Here is a 16,310-nt window from a genome sequence, read left to right on the forward strand (position 1 = left end):
GGTCGGTCTGGCGCGTTACGGTGACCTCGCATGTAAACGCAACCGTTTACATAAGCTCTTTCGTCATCAAGGAGTTCCATGAGCAGGTCCGTCCCCACTGAGCTGAGCAGTTGCGCGGAGAAGCTGATACGCGGCCGTCACGCGACCCGCGCGTTCCGCCCGGAACCCGTGCCCGAGGACACGATGCGCAGGATCTTCTCGCTGGCCGGCACCGCGCCGTCCAACTCCAACGCCCAACCGTGGCAGGTGGAGGTGGTGAGCGGCGCGGCACGTCAGCGCCTGGCCGGTGCCCTGCAGACGGCCCACGCCGAACGGCGCACCTCGGTGGACTTCCCGTATTCCGAGGGGATGTACTCGCCGGTGCACCAGACCCGTCGGGCGGCGTTCGGCGCCGAACTGTACGGGGCGCTGGGCATCGGCCCCGACGATCACACGGCACGTGCGGCCTACGACGCGCAAAGCCTGCGCTTCTACGGCGCGCCGCACGCGGCCTTCCTCTTCGTCCACGGTGACGGAGAGGCCCGACTGGCCGCGGATGTCGGCGCCTACATGCAGACACTGCTCCTGGCGATGACCGCCTACGGCGTGGACAGTTGCCCGCAGGGACTGTTGAGCTTCTACGCCGACACCGTCCGCACCGAACTCGGCGTCACTGGAGGGAAGCTGCTCGTCGGCATCTCCTTCGGGTACGCCGACGAGACGGCGCCGGTGAATCGGGTCAAGGCCGAGCGGGCCCCACTCGAGTCGACCACGGCCTTCCACGACTAGGCGGTTTTGTGTGAGCCGGCAGGCGCGAGGTCACGGTCGTTCCGGGTGACAGTCCGGGGCGGTCATCCACGCAAGCGCGGCGTCCGCGCGGTGATTCCGGAACGGGCCGGCCAACAGGCCGGACTCCACATCGCCGGTATCTTCCTGCGGTCAGCCCGATGATCCGAACGAAAATGCCCGGCCCTCCGCCGACCTTCCTGATGCTCGCGGCCGTCGGCGGTCGCCGGAACGCCGACCTCGGTACCGGGGCGTGACTCATGCGATGCTGGGGCCTCCTTGGATCATGGCGAGCATCGGGAGAGTACGGCAGCGTGATAGCAGCGACACGGCGGGCCGGCATTCGTACCTGGGACCGCTTCGCGGCGTCCGACCCGGGACTGCTGCGGCTGATGGCGGGGCTGCGGACGGTCGGCGCGATCGTGCTGGCCCTGGCCGTCCTCGCGCTGCTCGGCACGGATGTCACGCACATGGTGGCGGGCGCCATGGCGGCCATGGTCGCCACCTTCGCGATCAAGGAGAAGGAGGTGCGCGGCCAGGCCGTCACGCTCGCGTGCGGCCTGCTCGTCGCGCTCGCCGCGATGTCGCTGGGGGCGCTGCTGCACACCCGGATCATCGCCGGTGACATCTTCTTCGTCCTGCTGATCTTCGGTGCGGTGTACGGGCGGCGGTTCGGCGACCGCGGCACGGCCCTCGGCCTGATCGGCTTCCAGGTCTACTTCGTGTCACTGTTCGTGCAGGCCACCGTCGGCGCGCTGCCGGAGCTGTATCTGACGCTGGCCGTCGCGTTCGCGTGCAGCGCGGTCGCCCGTTTCGCCCTCGTACCGGAGACGCCCCAGCGCACCCTGCGGCGGCTCCGCGAGGCGTTCAGGGCGCGGCTCGCGCAGCTGGTGGCGGCGCAGATGGAGCTGCTCGACGCCACTCCGGACGACGACCTGGACAAGGTCCTGGACAGTCTGCGGCGGCGCACCGCCCGGCTGCACGAGGCGGCCCTGATGATCCAGGGCCGGCTGGAGGAGGGGACCCGGGACGAGGCCACGGCGGCGCGGCTGCAGCGCCGTATCGCCGACGCCGAGATCGCCGCCGAGCGGCTGGGCGTCATCCTGCTCAACGCGCGCAGCGCCGAGCGCGCGGACACCATCACGATGCATCTGCCGCACGCGCCGGTGCAGGTCGCCGCCGAGCGGCTGCCGAGCGAGGACGCCGCGACCCGCACCCTGCGCCGGGATCTGGGCGCGCTGCACCTGCTGATCGCGCGCCGCGGTGCCGACGACCGCGGCATGGCCCTGGCCCACGTACGGAACCGACTGCTCGGCTACCGCGACGAGGACAAGCTGCCCGCGGCCTCGCCCGCCGTGCAGGACGTCTTCCGCGGCATCGGTGAGGCCGCGCGCGCCGTGCTGGGTCTGCGGCTCGCGCTGGACGGTCCGCAGGACGCGTCCGACGACACGCCCGCGACGGCCCGCTCCCGCGAGGAGTTCGACGCCGAGGACGTCGCGATGGCCGGTCTGGACGAGGCGGCCGAGGAGGCCGCCGACGAGCGCACCGGACTGCAGCGGCCCACCACGCGGGCCGCCTTCCAGGTCGCGGTGGGCTCGACGCTGGCCATCATCGGCGGTGAGTTCCTCTCCAGCCAGCGCTGGTACTGGGCGGTGCTGACCTGCTGGGTCGTCTTCCTCAACACCGCCTCGACGGGCGAGATCCTGGTCAAGGGCTACCGCCGGCTGGTGGGCACGGTCCTCGGCGTGGTCGCCGGTGTCGCGCTCGCGGGGCTCGTCGGGAACAACACCTGGCTCGCGTTCGCCCTCGTACTGCTCCTCATCTTCGGGATGTTCTTCACGGCGCCGCTGTCGTACGCGCTGATGTCCTTCTGCGTCACCGCGATGCTGGGCCTGCTCTACACGCTGCTGAACACCTACAGCCTGGCCGTGCTGGTGCTGCGCATCGAGGAGACGGCGCTCGGCGCGGCCTGCGGCATCATCGCCGCGGTGCTGGTGCTGCCGGTGCACACCGACCGCCGCACGGACGAGCTGCTGGGCACGGTGCTGGAGCGGCTGCGCGACGTGGTGACGGCCGCGGTGTCGCAGCTCAGTGGCGGCCCCGCCGCCGACCTGCTGGACATGGCGCGCGACCTGGACTCGGCGCTGGACGATCTGCGTGCCTCCACGCAGCCGCTGACGCACCCGATCACGCCGCTGCGGGGGCGCCGGCAGACGGCCCGCTATCTGGTGGCGCTGCTGGAGACCTGCGCGTACCACGCCCGTTCGCTGGCGGCGACGGCCGAGCTCGTGCCGTACAGCAAGAACGTCGCCGCCGATCCGCGGCTGGAGCGGGCCGGCAAGCGCATCGCGCGGAACATCGACATCATCGTCGCGCGCGTCGTGGACGAGAGCACTCGCGGCGAGGTCTCCTCCGGCGCGAGCATCGCCTCGGTACTGGAGGCGAACGGCACCGCCGGACCCGCCTCGGGCACGGTCACCTTCCGCGTCCTGCGCCACCTCCAGCGCCTCGACGAGGGCGTGATCGGCCTCGCCCGCCCGCTGGAGGTCCCGGTGTCGGGCCGCAATGTGGGCACCACGGGCTGAGCGCGTCCCGGCGCCGTCACGCCCGGCTCAGCAGCTCCGTCACCAGCGCCCCCACCTGCTCCGTCTCGATGAGGAAGCCGTCGTGGCCGTACGGCGACTCGATGGTGCGCAGGTGGTCGGCGCCGGGCAGGGCGGCCGCCAGCTCCGCCTGTTGTGCGAGCGGGTAGAGCCGGTCGGAGTCGACGCCCGCGATCAGCGCCGGCATCCGGGCCCGGCGCAGCGCGGCCGCCGTGCCGCCCCGGCCGCGGCCGATGTCATGGCCGTTCATCGCGTCGACCAGCGTGACGTAACTCCCCGCGTCGAAGCGGCGGACCAGCTTCGCGGCGTGATGGTCGAGGTAGGAGGCGACCTGGTACCGCCCGCCCCGCCAGGGGTTCTCGCCGGGCTGCGGGGTCTGCCCGAAGCGCGCTGCCAGCTCCGGCTCGCTGCGGTACGTCACATGGGCGATGCGGCGGGCGAGGCCGAGGCCGCGGTGCGGCCCGCCGCCCGGCGGCGCGTCGTGGTACCGCCCGTCCCGCCACCCCGGGTCGGCGCGGATCGCGGCGGTCTGGATCGAGCCCCAGGCGATCTGCTCGGCGGAGGACGCGGCGGGGCAGGCGAGCGCCAGCAGCGCGCCCGTGCGCTCGGGGCGGCTCACGGCCCACTCCAGCGCGCGCATCCCGCCCATGGAGCCGCCGATGACCGCGGCCCAGCGCCGGACGCCCAGCGCGTCGGCGAGCGCCGCCTCGGCGGCCACCTGGTCGCGCTGGGTCAGGTACGGGAAGTCCGGCCCCCACCGCTCGGTGGCGTTGCGCAGGGAGGCCGGGCCGGTACTGCCCTGGCAGCCGCCCAGCACGTTGGGCACCACGATGTACCAGCGGCGGGTGTCCAGCGGCGCGCCGGGCCCGATCAGGGCGTCCCACCAGCCCGCGGACGGGTGTCCGGGACCGGCCGGACCGGCGGCGTGGCTGTCGCCGGTCAGCGCGTGCAGGAGCAGTACGGCGTTGGACGCGTCCGGGGCGAGCCGCCCCCAGGTCTCGTACGCGATCCGTACGCCCGCCAGCGTCCCGCCCGCCTCCAGGGGCAGCGCCCGCGGCAGCGTCACCCAGGCGCGGCGGCCGGGCGGGTCCCCCTCCCGCCAGGCGCCTGTGGCCGGCGGGAGGGAAACGGTGGCCGCGGCCGTGCTCAGGACGCCGCCTTCGCGGCCCGGAACCCCGCCTCCAGGTCGGCCTTGAGGTCATCCGCGTTCTCCAGCCCGACCGACAGGCGCACCAGCCCCGGCGCGGTGCCCGTCGCCGCCAGCTGCTCCTCGTCGAGCTGGCTGTGCGTCGTGGAGGCGGGGTGGATGATCAGGCTGCGGACGTCGCCGATGTTCGCGAGGTGGCTGAAGAGGCCGACCGCGTCCACGAACCGCTTGCCCGCCTCGACGCCGTCCCGCAGCTCGAACGCGAGCACGGCTCCGGCGCCACGCGGCAGATAGCGCCGCCCCGCCTCGTACCAGCGGTTGGACGGCAGGCCCGGGTAGTGCACGGCGGACACCTCGTCGCGCCGCTCCAGCCACTCCGCGAGCGCGAGCGCGTTGGCGGTGTGCCGTTCCAGGCGCAGGCTCAGCGTCTCGACGCCCTGCAGAAGCAGGAAGGCGGAGTGCGGCGAGAGCGCGGGGCCGAGGTCGCGCAGCAGCTGGACGCGGAGCTTGGCGGCGAACGCGCCGGGGCCGAGGTCGGGCCAGTACCGCAGGCCGTGGTAGCTGGGGTCGGGCGCCTGGAAGTCCGCGAACCGCTCGGCGTGCGCGCCGAAGTCGAACGTACCGGCGTCGACCACGACACCGCCGATCGTCGTCCCGTGCCCGCCGAGGAACTTGGTCGCCGAGTGCACCACGATGTCCGCGCCGTGCTCGATGGGCCGCAGGAGGTACGGGGTGGGCACGGTGTTGTCGGCGATCAGCGGCAGCCCGGCCTCGTGCGCCGCGTCGGCGACACCGCGGACGTCCAGGACGTTGCCGCGCGGATTGCCCAGCGTCTCCGCGAAGAACGCCTTGGTGTGCGGCCGGACGGCGGCCCGCCAGGCGTCGAGATCATCCGAATCGTCGACAAAGGACACCTCGATGCCGAGCCGCGGGAGCGTGTGCCGGAAGAGGTTGTACGTACCGCCGTAGAGCGAGCTGGCGGCGACGATGTGGTCCCCGGCGCCGGCCAGGGTCAGGATCGCGAGGGTCTCGGCGGCCTGTCCGGAGGCGAGCGCGACGGCGGCGACACCGCCCTCCAGCGCGGCGATCCGCTGCTCCAGCACGTCCTGCGTGGGGTTGTGGATCCGGGTGTAGATGTTGCCGGGCTCGGCGAGCGAGAACAGGTCGGCCGCGTGCTGAGTGTCGCGGAAGACGAACGACGTCGTCTGGTAGATCGGCGTGGCGCGGGCGCCGGTGGCCGGGTCGGGCGCGGCGCCCGCGTGGATCTGCCGGGTCTCGAAGGACCAGCCGGCGGCGGGGTCCTCCTGCCGGGAGCCGTCGTTCGGGGTGTGTCCCGCGGTCACGGAATCGATGGGCTGGCTGCTCATGTCTGGCCTCGCACGCTCGGGGGCGGAACCGGCGGCGGCAGGGCCCTTGCCGCACTCGTTCATGGACCGGTGCCACGGACCGTAGAACGCGGTGCGGTACGCCTGGAAGGCCGTACGGCAGTTGGCCACGAACCTGCAATACCGGCCACGCGGCCGCAACACCGCGGACATACCGGGGAGTTGTGGCCCGGCCGAACGTGCGCGAACGCCGCCGGCCTCAGCCGGACGTCGTGCGGCTCCCCTGGCTCGCGGCCGGTACCCGGGCCTCTTCGGGTGCGTGATCCGGGGCGGGGCGGGACCTGGGGCGGTCGGGCGCGGCCCCGGGCAGGCGGAACGCCCAGTCCAGCCGCGGCTCCATGACCGGCCGGAAGAAGCGGCGGACCGGGGGCGAGGTGAGTGCCAGCGCGAGGGCGACGCCGAAGGCGGTGACGGTCAGCTCGCCGGCCGGGATGTGCCAGAAGGGCGCGTCGAACCAGCCCTTCCAGGCGGCCGTGCGCACGAAGAAGCCGTGCAGCAGGTAGGCGCAGAGGGTGCCGGCGCCGAGCTGGGTGAACCAGGTGCGGCGGCGCGGGACCCAGGCCAGGAACGCCGCCGCGAGGACCAGCGAGCAGGCGGTCGTGGCCAGTGTCATCGCCATCCCGACCGGCCACGAGACGTGCAGATCCTCCCAGCTGTGGTTGTGCATGGCCCACTGCGCGGTCATCCGGCCCTTGACCCAGTACGCCATGGCCGCGCCGCCCACCAGTACCGGCACCGAGGCGATCCGTACCCACCGTGCCCGCAGCAGCTGCCAGTGCTCGGGGCGCAGCACGAGCCCGATCACGAAGAACGGCAGGAACTGCAGCACGCGGGCGAGGTTGAGCACGCCGCTCAACGGGGTGGCCGCGCCGATCAGCGCGGCGGCGAGGGCCAGGCCGACCGCGAGGTACCAGCGCATCGCACGCCACACCGGGGCGGTGAGCCGCCATACGAAGAGCGCCGCGAGGAACCAGGTGAGGTACCACGGGGAGAGCAGGCTGAGGTCGTTGTGACGGCCGTCGACGGCGTTGCCGTAGAGGGTGTACGCGGCCTCGAAGACGAGGTACGGCACGGCGACCCCGGTGATCAGCCGTTTGCCCTGCTCGGGCTTGAAGGCGAAGCTCCGCGAGAAGTAGCCGGAGATCACGATGAACAGCGGCATGTGGAACATGTAAAGGAACAGATAGCCGGACCACACGGCGTGGCTGTCCTTGAGCGGCTGCCAGGCGTGCCCGGCCACCACCAGCACCATGGCCAGCAGCTTCGCGTTGTCGAAGAACGGATCGCGTCCCGTGCCCTGCGTGTCCCCCTGCGTGTCCGGCGAGCGCTGCCCCACGTGACCTCCTCGGCGATGACCGCGGTGTTCCCTCCTACACGTTGTAGGGGACGACCCTAGGGGGCTATGGGGTGCGGCGTCGAATGCCGCGGGAAGGGGGTGTCGGAGGGTGTATCGGCGGGTGTCGGCGGAAGGCCGGGCGGCCTCCCCGGACGGGAGCACCTGGCTGTGCGGGGCGGCGGCACCCGGCCGTGCGGGGCTATGGCCGCGGCGTGACACTGGGCACATGGACTGGTACCCCCTGCGGCTGACCACGCCCGTGAAGCAGCACGTCTTCGGCGGCCGGGCCATCCCCGACGGGCTCGGGCGCGGCGGGCTGCCCGAGGGGCCGGTCGCCGAGACCTGGGAGGTCAGCGACGTGGACGGGGAGGGCGCGCGGATCGGCAACGGTGCCTTCGCCGGGTGGTCCCTGCGGCGGCTGACCCTCGAGCACCCCGGCGAGCTGGTCGGGAGGGACTGGCGCGGCGGCCCGCGCTTCCCGCTCCTGACCAAGTTCATCGACGGCCACCACCCGCTCCCGGTCCACCTCCACCCCGACGACGCCGCGGCCCGCGAGAGGGAGGGCGAGCCGAACGGCAAGACCGAGGCGTGGCACGTCCTCGACGCCCCGCCCGGCGCCACCGCGTTCGCGGGCGTGCACCCAGGGGTGGTCCGCGCACGGCTGCGGCAGGCGCTGCTCGACCAGGACTTCGCCTCCGTACTGCGCCGACTGCCGGTCCGCGCGGGCGACACCCTGTACGTACCGGCCGGGACGCTGCACCGCTTCGGGCCCGACACGCTGGTGTACGAGATCGAGCAGACCTCGGACCTGCAGCAGCACGCGATGCGGCACCGCATGGAGGACGGTTCGCCGCTGACCGAGGCGGAGTGGCGGGCGAACATCGAGGCGCTGCTGGACGAGTGGAAGCCGGAGCCGCGACCGGAGTTCCACCCGGGAGTGCGGCTGCCGTCACCCGACGACGTCGAGCGCCGGCTGCTCTGCGCCGGGCCCTATTTCGCGCTGGAGCGCTGGCGAACGCGGGCCGGGAGCACCGGGAGCGCCCCGGCCCCGCTGGTCCACTCGTTCAACACCGCCACCGTGCTGAGCAACGTGGGCCCGCCGACAACCGTGGTGCACGCCACGGGAAGCGAGCCACTCGGCCGGGCCAAAACCCTACTGCTCCCCGCAGCGCTCGGCCGAGTAGAGATCCACGGCCCGACAGACGTCCTCCTCGGCTACCTCCCCGCCCCCGATCGGGGCCTCCGCACCCCGCTCCACCCCTCCAGCACCGAACACACGAACACGGGAGCGGTTGTTCCCCGAAACGCGTGATCAACCCCCAAAGCGCTTCCCTTGGTTGCCTGAGGCAGGCGATTCTTACGGGGCGCAAGCGACGGGCTGCAGACCGTAACGGCGCCACTCCCGGCCGAAGTCCCTTTCCGGAGCGGGAGCGTGTCCCAGAAAAGCACCATGTACAAGGAGAACAACCCGATGGACTTCCTCACCAACGTGCTGGCCGGCGTCATCCACTTCGTGGGCTGGCTCGTCTGACGGAACCGCATCACCGGGCGCCGCTCCTCCCCGTCCCAGGGAGGGGCGGCGCCCGCCGTTTCCGAGTTCGGATCAGGAGTTGATGACGTCCCGGGTCTGGGCGTAGACCGTTGCGTCGGTGAGCAGGTCGGTGTGACCGATGCAGGCGGTCCGGGTGTTGGCCGCGCCGGACAGAGAGACAGAGGTGTCCGGGTTGATCACCGTGTCGCAGGGCGACCACCAGGTGGCGTAACGGGGTGAACCAGGCGTCTCGTCACCGGAGTTGAGGTCGGCGAGGAAGCTGGAACCGATCCGCATCTCTGTACAGGAGGTGCCGAAACAGGTGTTGGCGCTGTCGGTGCCGTGGTTCGGCCCTCCCAGTGACACCCAGGCGTCGACCTTCGAGGCTCCGCCGAGGTTCTTCAGGTAGTAGCGCGAGGAAAGCCCTCCCATGGAGTGGCTGACGATGTCCACCTTGCCGGCGCCGGTGGCCGCGAGGAGACGGTCGACCTCGGTGGACAGCTGCTGGGCGGTCGTGGCGTTGGACTGGCGCCAGTCGTAGGACCACTGGTCGAGGTACGAGGACGGCCAGCCGTCGGTTCTGAAGCGGCCCGCCATGGTGTTCCAGTTACTGGCGTCACCGGTGTAGCCGTGCACGAACAGGACGGGGTTGCTGGCCGAGTTGAAGGCCGAGGTGCTCGCCGCCTGGGCGGGAAGGGGCATCTGCACGGCGAGTAGGGCACCGGCCACGGCCGCGACTGCGCTCGCGAGGGTCTTGTTCATGAGGGACCTCGAGTGAGTTCGGGACAGCGCTCGATGGCGCGTTCTGACAGAGGGCAGCGCTGGGGCGTTCCCGGATCACGGGAGCCGTGTCTACGGACGTGCGGCGGCATACCGAGTGACTGGTTCGTCGCGGTCGCACGGGGAGGAACACCGGTGTCATCGAGGGGTGGCGTGAGAGTACTAGCCGGTAACCGTCAACGGGCAAGAGGCATGCACGGAATTTCTCGACGCCCATACCGGAACGGGCGCACCCGACCGGCTCCCGATGCGACGGCCCGCCGACATGACGGGCCGTCACCTCACGAGGCCCGCCCTCACCGCTCCAGCGGCCGGTGAGCGGTCTCGGCCAGCCGAAGGTCAAGCACGCCGGGCGCCTGCATCAGGCCGGCTGCGCCCCGAGGACTTCGCCGACCCTGGCCACGCGCGATCTACCGCGCGCTGGGGCACTGCACTGTGCGATGCCCCAGCCGGGGGTTCGGTCGGCTGTGGGCACGGATGTGCCGGCTGACTCGGCGGCGGTGTCGGGCGAGGTCGAGATCGATACGTGGCGGCACCTCGTCGTCCGGCGCGTTCAGAGTGCAGTGGATGAGTGTCGGGGCGGAACGTGAGATCGCGCCGCGGAGCAGTTGCGTAAGTTCGTCGCCATCGGTCGCACGAGATGCCGCCGGATATCCGGAGGCCCGGGCCCAGTCGGCGAAGTCGGTGCCGGCAGACGGAGCCGCCTGGCCGCCTGTCGATGCGTAGGCGGAGTCGTCGAGGACGACGTGCACGAGCGGCAGGTCGGGTATCGCACCTGCGGTGATGAGAGATGCGGGATTCATGAGGAGACTGCCGTCGCCGTCGACGGCAACGGCAGTCTTCCCGGTGGACAAGGCAATGCCCGTGGCGATCGAGGCCGACAGCCCCATGGAGCCGGTCATGTAGAAGTGGCCCGGCCGGTCGGCGAGATGCTTGGCGATGCGGCAGGCGTAGCCGGTGGTGAAGACAACCGGCTGATCGGACGTGACGGAAATGATCGTCTTGATGGCGGAAGTCTTGTTCATGCGCTCCATCCGAAGAGCTCCGGGGAAACGAGCAGCGCAGCCGTGCGACGCTGCTCGCTGACCATGCGGTGGGCCCAGTCGACCTGAGCGGCCGACTGTGCGGCGTCGAGCCGGACTGCCGGGATGTCCAGGTCGCTCAGCAGGGATTCGGTTATCCGTCCCATGACGCGGTTTTCCGGGGTCGGGTCAGGGGCGATGCCGCGAAGACTCACGACGAGCAGCATGGGAATCTCGTACGGAATCGCGAGCGATGCGAGGGCGTTGACCGACTGGCCGAGTCCGGAGTTCTGCATGAGCACTGCGGGAGAGTGTCCGGCGATACTCGCTCCCGCGGCCACGCCGATTGCCGTGTCCTCGCGGGGAATGGTCTGCAACGCCGCGTCCCGTTCCAGGGACTCGTACAGCGGTGCGAGGATGCCGCAAGGGGTTCCGAAGAACGGGGAGAACCGCTCGGTGAGCAGCTCTGCGAGACGGGTGGACAGGTCCACTTCCGACGTCATGGTGTTCACGTGACTCCTCTGTGCGGGCATATGTGGTGGCTGTTCAGAAAAATTCGTCAGGGGTCGATGTTTCCGACGGTGATCTGCGGTTCCGTTACATCGGTGGTCGCTGGCCGTTGCCCGCGTTCGGACGTGCCGCGGCTGGCGCCTATCGACGCCAGGGCCACTGCGGCGATGCCCAGCCACTGGAGCAGGGCGAGGTGCTGGCCCAGGAACAGCAGGCCCACCAGGGCCCCTACGGCGGGTTCGAGGCTGGTGAGCACGCCGAAGACCCGCGGTGTAAGGCGTCGCAGGGCTTCCAGCTGGAAGGAGTACGGCAGCACGCTGGAGAGGACGGCCACCGCCACGGCCGGCGCGAGGACGCTCGGGTCCAGCAGCCGGAAACCCGCCTGGGCGACTCCGTACGGGAGGCTCAGCAGGGCGCCCCAGGCCACGGCGAGTGCGAGGCCGCGGCCATCGGGGACGCGTTCGGCGAGGCGCTTCCCGACCAGGATGTAACCGGCCCAGCAGCAGCCCGCCAACGCGGCGAACGCCAGGCCGGCCAGACTCAGGTCGGTTCCGGAGTAGCTGAGGAGCACCACGCCGAGGGCTGCCGCACAGGCCCACAGCAGGTCGGTGACGCGGCGGGAGCCGGCGAGCGCGATCAGGAACGGTCCCGCGAATTCCACGGTGGTGGCCGCGCCCAGCGGAATGCGGTCGACCGCCTCGTAGTAGCTGAGGTGGTGGCCGGCCAGCAGGGTCCCGGAGGCCACCACGATCCCCCATGTCCCTCGGTCCCAGCGCAGTCCCGGGCGCCACAGGGCGATGAGTACGACCGCTGCGATGGCCAGCCGCAGGGTGACCACGCCCGCCGGCCCCACGACGGGATACAAAGAGGTGGTGAGCGCGGCCCCGCACTGCAATCCGACCATCCCGCCGATGACGAGGCCCGGCGCTGGTACCGCCGTCAAGCCACGGCCGATCCTTTCCGCCGTCCTCGCGCGGCGGGCAGTGAGCTGATTGATGTGAGACCCTCCATCCTTCTGGCGCGCCGGAGCGGGCCGCAGTAGATCGTTCTTCGCTGTCATCCCGTCCGGGGCGCGGGCTGCATTCGCGCCCCGGCGGGGAATGCGACCCCCGGCCTCACGCGGGAGTCGTCCTCAACTTCTCGCGAAGCAGGAGGAGTTCACGGGTCAGTTTCCGGAACGTCCGGATGTCGTAGTGCTCGGGAAGGCCCGGCAAATGAGTGGCGACGGCCGAGGCGGCCTGCGGGCCGAGCCGTATCTCGCCGGCGGGGCTCACCACGACGCCGTCCTGTTCCGCCATGCGCTGCTGCCAGGAGACGGCCTCACTCCGGGTGACTCCGTCCGGCAGGTCGAGGGTGATCTGCCGCCCCTGAGCACGGACGGGGTAACCGCCCGGAAGCCCCAGCGGGCCGGGCAAGTCCGTGCGGATGTCCTGGCCGGCCGACAACCGGGCCAGGAATTGGGCTGCCGCATGTCCGGTGACCTCGTTCAGTTCAGCCCGGGAACAGGACCGATGAACGGCGAGCAGCTCCCCGACATCCGGCACCGGGTCCTTCCCGAGCCACGCGCGCACTTCGTCGGCGGGATCGGCGGGCCGGTGCAGATGGAGATGGTGGGCCATCACCCGCAGCTGTTCGCCGTCGCGCGTCCGCAGAGCGGCGCGCAGTGTGGCCGCCAGGGTGGCCACATTCCCCACGCCGCACAGCACCGGTAGCCCCTCGGCAGCCAGCAGTGGGTTGACGGCATCCGGATAACAGGCATTGACGAATGCGGTCGGCAGGCCACTCCGCCTGATCGCGGAGGCCAGCTCCCTGGCGAGGACGGCATGAAGGGGAAGTCCGATGCCGAATCCGCCCTCGGCGAGCAGCCGGGTCCAGGCGGAGGCGGCCTGCGCGCTCTCCCACGGGGACTGCAGGGAGGCGCAATTGACCACGATGCCGGGCCGGACGTGTTCCAGGAACCGGGCCACCGCCGTGGGCTGCGCGGCGTCGAGGACGTCGGCGGTGAAACGGGTGGGACACGAGGACACGGCTGCCCTTGCGTTCGCAATCGCGGCGATTTCTCGGGCCGCTTGCGCGGAGCGCGCGGCGACGGTGACCTCGGCGATCGGCTGCTCGGTCTGTGTGGCGAGTGAATAGCAGATGGTGCGGGCGAGGGAGCCGCCGCCGACCACGGCGGCTCCCCGAAGAGCGGTGCCGGTCATGCGGCGGACCGGTGCGCGATCTGGATGCGGCGCAGGTGGCGGCCCGTGTCGGTGAATGCGTTACGGGCGTGGAGCATCCGCCAGTTGTCGAAGACGAGCATGTCCCTGCGCTCGTACTGAATGGCCACGTGCTCGCGCTCGAAATATTCCTTCGCGCTCGCGAGCAGCGGCCCGATGCGCTCGTCGTCCCCGCGGTTCAGATTGTTGAAGGAATACCGGACGATGGTGCCGTCGGGATGGTCCTCGATCACCGGATGCTCCGGGTGCAGGTCCAGGCCGAGGTTCCGCATGGCGTCCGTGGTCTGCCACTCAAAGATGCGCTCACGCAGATAGGTCCGGTCTTCTTCATCGAGGGATTCAGCCCAGGTGCGGGCGTCGGCTAGCGTGGTCTCGCCACCGGCTCCGGTATTGGGCGTTTCACACCACAAGGCAAGGTAGCGCGGCGGGAGCCCCTCGAAGTCGTAGCCCTCGGAATGCGGGTAGAGAGGCTTGGTATTTCCAGCGTGGTAGAACTCGTCCATTCCGGGCTCCGGAGTGACGTCACCGACCAGCACGCCGGTGTACTGGGGAACGAAGTCACCCAGCCCCTTGCAGAATGCCACGGGGTCGAAGCTTTCCGGTACGTTCCTCATGAGAACGTACCCGTGCCGGTCCATCAGGCTGTGGAATGTCGTGAGCGCCATGTCGTCGGAGAGCGGCGTCCCGTTGAATGTGGTGAGCGAAAGCAGGCTGTCCGGCTGCTTGGGCATGGCTGTTCCTTTCTGCTCTGGTCGTCGTCCGGTGGAGGGTGTTCAGCGGACCGAAGCCGCCCGGATCGCTGCCTCGATGTGGCCGGCGAGTTCGTCAGCGGTGTCGGCAGTGCGGCGGTGTGCGTCGGGTACCGGCCGGTAGTCCTGGTCCGCGTAACTGCCGGAGCCATGGATGAGCACGTCGTCGCCGTCCGGGAGGAGTCCGCGGTCGATGGCATTGAGCGTGCCGGTGACCGCCATCACGAGGGACCACTCGCGCAGCCGCCGGGGGTCGGACGGGAGTTCCACGGCCGATGCCAGCAGCCGCCGGACTTCGCCGTACCGCTTCAGGCACTCGTGCAGCGAGACCACGATGCCGCCTCCGCCGTGCCGGGCGATGATGGGGTCCATGCGGGCGGAGGTCTGCGGGCGGCGCGTATAGAAGGTGGGGTCGAGCTGCTCGTCCGGGTCGAATGTGGTGGCCGGGAAGTGGGGGTCCTCGTCCTGCCGGTACAGGCCGTCCGCGGTGTCCAGCCGGTATGCGGGCAGGTTGCGGCGGTCGTGTGTGCCATGGCGGAGGCTGAGCACCATGTCAGGGGTGCCCAGGTGCTGTACGAGGAAATAGCGTGCCTGTGGCAGCTCGTGGCCGCACTCTCCGGTGAGCCAACGGTGGCCGAGATCGTGGCCGAGGAGACCGAAGGCACTCGACACCGAGTGCACATGAACCCGGGTGTCCGAGGCCGGCAGGAGGTCGCGCTCGATGAATGCCCGGACCATGTCGGCGGCCCGGTAATTGTCCAGATCCAGCGTGTACCAGAAGCGGACGCCGTATTTCCCGTGCAGGCGCTCGGCGTGCTCGGCCATGAATGCAGAGGCGAGCTCCTTGACCTTCGCCGGCTCGTCGGACTCGTGCGTCACCAAGGGGTTACGGTCACGGAGCGGGGCGCTTTCGCTCAACGGCGACGACCACAGCTTCGCGGTGGACACAGCGGGCACGATGCCTGCGATCTGCAGCTGGTCCTCGGTCACCAGTCCGGCGGCGATGGCACGTCCTACCGCGTCGCGCAGGGCCGTGGCCTTGTTCGCGGACGACGGGGTGACGATCATGACGCGCTCACCGGTCTCGGCGATGTGCCGGACGGCCCGAGCGACGATGATCAATGAGGCGAGTGTCTTGGTGGTATGCGTCCCCGGGTTGCGCATGAGGTCGAGCAGCCTCAGGCGGCGGTCGCGGTACGCGGGCAGGTCAGTGACGGCAACGTCCGAGACCGAGAAGTACTCCTCCAGTGCCGGGCTGGGTTCCGGCAGCCGGAAGGCGGGCGAGAACGTTTCGAGGCTTTCGGCTCGATCGTGTTCCAGCACCGCCAGAGCCCTGTGAAGTTCGGCGTGGTACTGCGTCAGTGCGTTCTTCGCGATCACGGTCGCGGGAGGGGGTGAGACCACTGGGTTCCCATTCAATGCGAGGCGTAGGGGCCTTCGATACGAGACGTGGGGGCGGCAGGACGAGGGCGGCCGCCGGGACGGAGCAGAAGACGGTGCGGGAGCCGGACCAGGGCATCGGCCGGCCCCGACAAGGACGGGCCCCGTTCCGCACGCCGTACGGCGTGCGGAACGGGGCCGGTGTCTCAGGCGCCGGCCACCTGGTCTCCACGCACGAGACCGCTCCCGGGAGGCACTTCGGCCGGATCTCCGCCGAACCCTGTGATCTTGTTCTCGCCATTGACGAAGACGACCTTGGGTTCGAATGTCTCGGCTTCTTCGGGCGTGACATTGGCGTAGGAAACGATCAGTACGATGTCACCCACCTGGGCCTGCCGCGCCGATGGCCCGTTCACGCCTATGACACCGGATCCCCGGGGGCCTTCGATGACATATGTCGAAAGCCTGGCGCCATTGGTGACGTTCACCAGGTCCACCTTTTCGTGGCGGCGAATACCGGCGGCCTCCATGAGATCCGCGTCAATGGTGATCGAACCCACGTAATTGAGATGCGACTGAGTCACGGTGGCGCGATGGATTTTGGCCTTGAGTGTCTCGAAATGCACGTTCGACCCTTCGCTGCTGCGTCGGCCAGTGGTGGTGTGTCGCGACGCGAATGAGATTGGCAGCGCGAAAAGCCCACCACAAGCCCTCATGATCAACTGATTCCGAAGTTTCGCGTCCGCACTACGCCGCACAACCGCGCGAGTCCCTTGGTGCTACCACGGCCGAACGCCGGTCCCGTTTCCGTAGCCACCTGAGAGCTGTCCGTAGTTAATTTGTCATCCCTTTACGAATGCGCAGGAGCGAAGCCGACAAAACG

General features: G+C 70.3%; 14 protein-coding genes. 3 read left to right on the forward strand and 11 right to left on the reverse strand.

From position 1 onward, the window contains the following. Window positions 1-78 precede the first annotated feature (78 nt). Window positions 79-768: a nitroreductase family protein gene (locus ACIGXO_RS03005; RefSeq protein ID WP_399779384.1), complete on the forward strand. Its 690-nt coding sequence runs from the start codon at window positions 79-81 to the stop codon at window positions 766-768. Between the two features lie 389 nt (window positions 769-1,157). Beyond that, a complete protein-coding gene (locus ACIGXO_RS03010; RefSeq protein ID WP_399779981.1) occupies window positions 1,158-3,350 on the forward strand; it encodes an FUSC family protein in 2,193 nt (730 codons plus the stop codon). A 16-nt stretch (window positions 3,351-3,366) separates the two neighbouring features. Here ACIGXO_RS03010 and ACIGXO_RS03015 read toward each other — a convergent pair whose 3' ends face one another. From ACIGXO_RS03015 to ACIGXO_RS03025, 3 genes are all read right to left on the reverse strand, one after another. Beyond that, a complete protein-coding gene (locus ACIGXO_RS03015; RefSeq protein WP_399779984.1) occupies window positions 3,367-4,518 on the reverse strand; it encodes a homoserine O-acetyltransferase in 1,152 nt (383 codons plus the stop codon). Beyond that, on the reverse strand, window positions 4,515-5,882 hold the full coding sequence (locus tag ACIGXO_RS03020) for a bifunctional o-acetylhomoserine/o-acetylserine sulfhydrylase (protein ID WP_399779386.1): 1,368 nt from the start codon (window positions 5,880-5,882) through the stop codon (window positions 4,515-4,517). Before ACIGXO_RS03020 ends, ACIGXO_RS03015 begins: the two co-directional genes overlap by 4 nt. Window positions 5,883-6,099: 217 nt before the next feature. Further along, window positions 6,100-7,236: an acyltransferase family protein gene (locus ACIGXO_RS03025; protein ID WP_399779387.1), complete on the reverse strand. Its 1,137-nt coding sequence runs from the start codon at window positions 7,234-7,236 to the stop codon at window positions 6,100-6,102. Window positions 7,237-7,462: 226 nt separating this feature from the next. Between ACIGXO_RS03025 and ACIGXO_RS03030 the strand changes: the two genes are divergently transcribed. After that, entirely contained in the window at window positions 7,463-8,548 is a 1,086-nt protein-coding gene (locus ACIGXO_RS03030) for a class I mannose-6-phosphate isomerase (protein ID WP_399779389.1), read from the forward strand. Window positions 8,549-8,839: 291 nt separating this feature from the next. On the opposite strand, the gene ACIGXO_RS03035 is transcribed toward ACIGXO_RS03030, so the two are convergent. The 8 genes from ACIGXO_RS03035 to panD all read right to left on the reverse strand — a co-directional run bounded on the left by ACIGXO_RS03035 (window position 8,840) and on the right by panD (window position 16,053). Then, window positions 8,840-9,529, reverse strand: a complete 690-nt coding sequence (locus ACIGXO_RS03035) for an esterase/lipase family protein (RefSeq protein ID WP_399779391.1) — start codon at window positions 9,527-9,529, stop codon at window positions 8,840-8,842. A gap of 428 nt (window positions 9,530-9,957) precedes the next feature. Beyond that, window positions 9,958-10,572, reverse strand: coding sequence for a thiamine pyrophosphate-dependent enzyme (locus tag ACIGXO_RS03040; protein WP_399779392.1), 615 nt, complete (start codon window positions 10,570-10,572; stop codon window positions 9,958-9,960). Then, window positions 10,569-11,081 (reverse strand): hypothetical protein, encoded by a 513-nt coding sequence (locus ACIGXO_RS03045; RefSeq protein WP_399779394.1) that lies wholly within the window; start codon window positions 11,079-11,081, stop codon window positions 10,569-10,571. Before ACIGXO_RS03045 ends, ACIGXO_RS03040 begins: the two co-directional genes overlap by 4 nt. A 47-nt stretch (window positions 11,082-11,128) precedes the next feature. After that, window positions 11,129-12,022: an EamA family transporter gene (locus ACIGXO_RS03050; RefSeq protein WP_399779396.1), complete on the reverse strand. Its 894-nt coding sequence runs from the start codon at window positions 12,020-12,022 to the stop codon at window positions 11,129-11,131. Between the two features lie 172 nt (window positions 12,023-12,194). Further along, on the reverse strand, window positions 12,195-13,280 hold the full coding sequence (locus tag ACIGXO_RS03055; protein ID WP_399779398.1) for a hypothetical protein: 1,086 nt from the start codon (window positions 13,278-13,280) through the stop codon (window positions 12,195-12,197). Next, window positions 13,277-14,029 carry a TauD/TfdA family dioxygenase gene (locus ACIGXO_RS03060; RefSeq protein WP_399779400.1) on the reverse strand — a complete coding sequence of 251 codons (753 nt, stop codon included), beginning with the start codon at window positions 14,027-14,029 and terminating at the stop codon, window positions 13,277-13,279. The genes ACIGXO_RS03055 and ACIGXO_RS03060 overlap by 4 nt, the downstream gene beginning before the upstream one ends. Window positions 14,030-14,071: 42 nt before the next feature. Beyond that, a complete protein-coding gene (locus ACIGXO_RS03065) occupies window positions 14,072-15,451 on the reverse strand; it encodes a DUF6002 family protein (RefSeq protein ID WP_399779402.1) in 1,380 nt (459 codons plus the stop codon). Window positions 15,452-15,633: 182 nt separating this feature from the next. After that, on the reverse strand, window positions 15,634-16,053 hold the full coding sequence (gene panD / locus ACIGXO_RS03070; protein ID WP_399779404.1) for an aspartate 1-decarboxylase: 420 nt from the start codon (window positions 16,051-16,053) through the stop codon (window positions 15,634-15,636). Between the last annotated feature and the right edge of the window lie 257 nt (window positions 16,054-16,310).

Origin of the sequence: Streptomyces sp. NPDC053542 (genome assembly GCF_044544685.1) — a bacterium.
GTDB lineage: Bacteria > Actinomycetota > Actinomycetes > Streptomycetales > Streptomycetaceae > Streptomyces.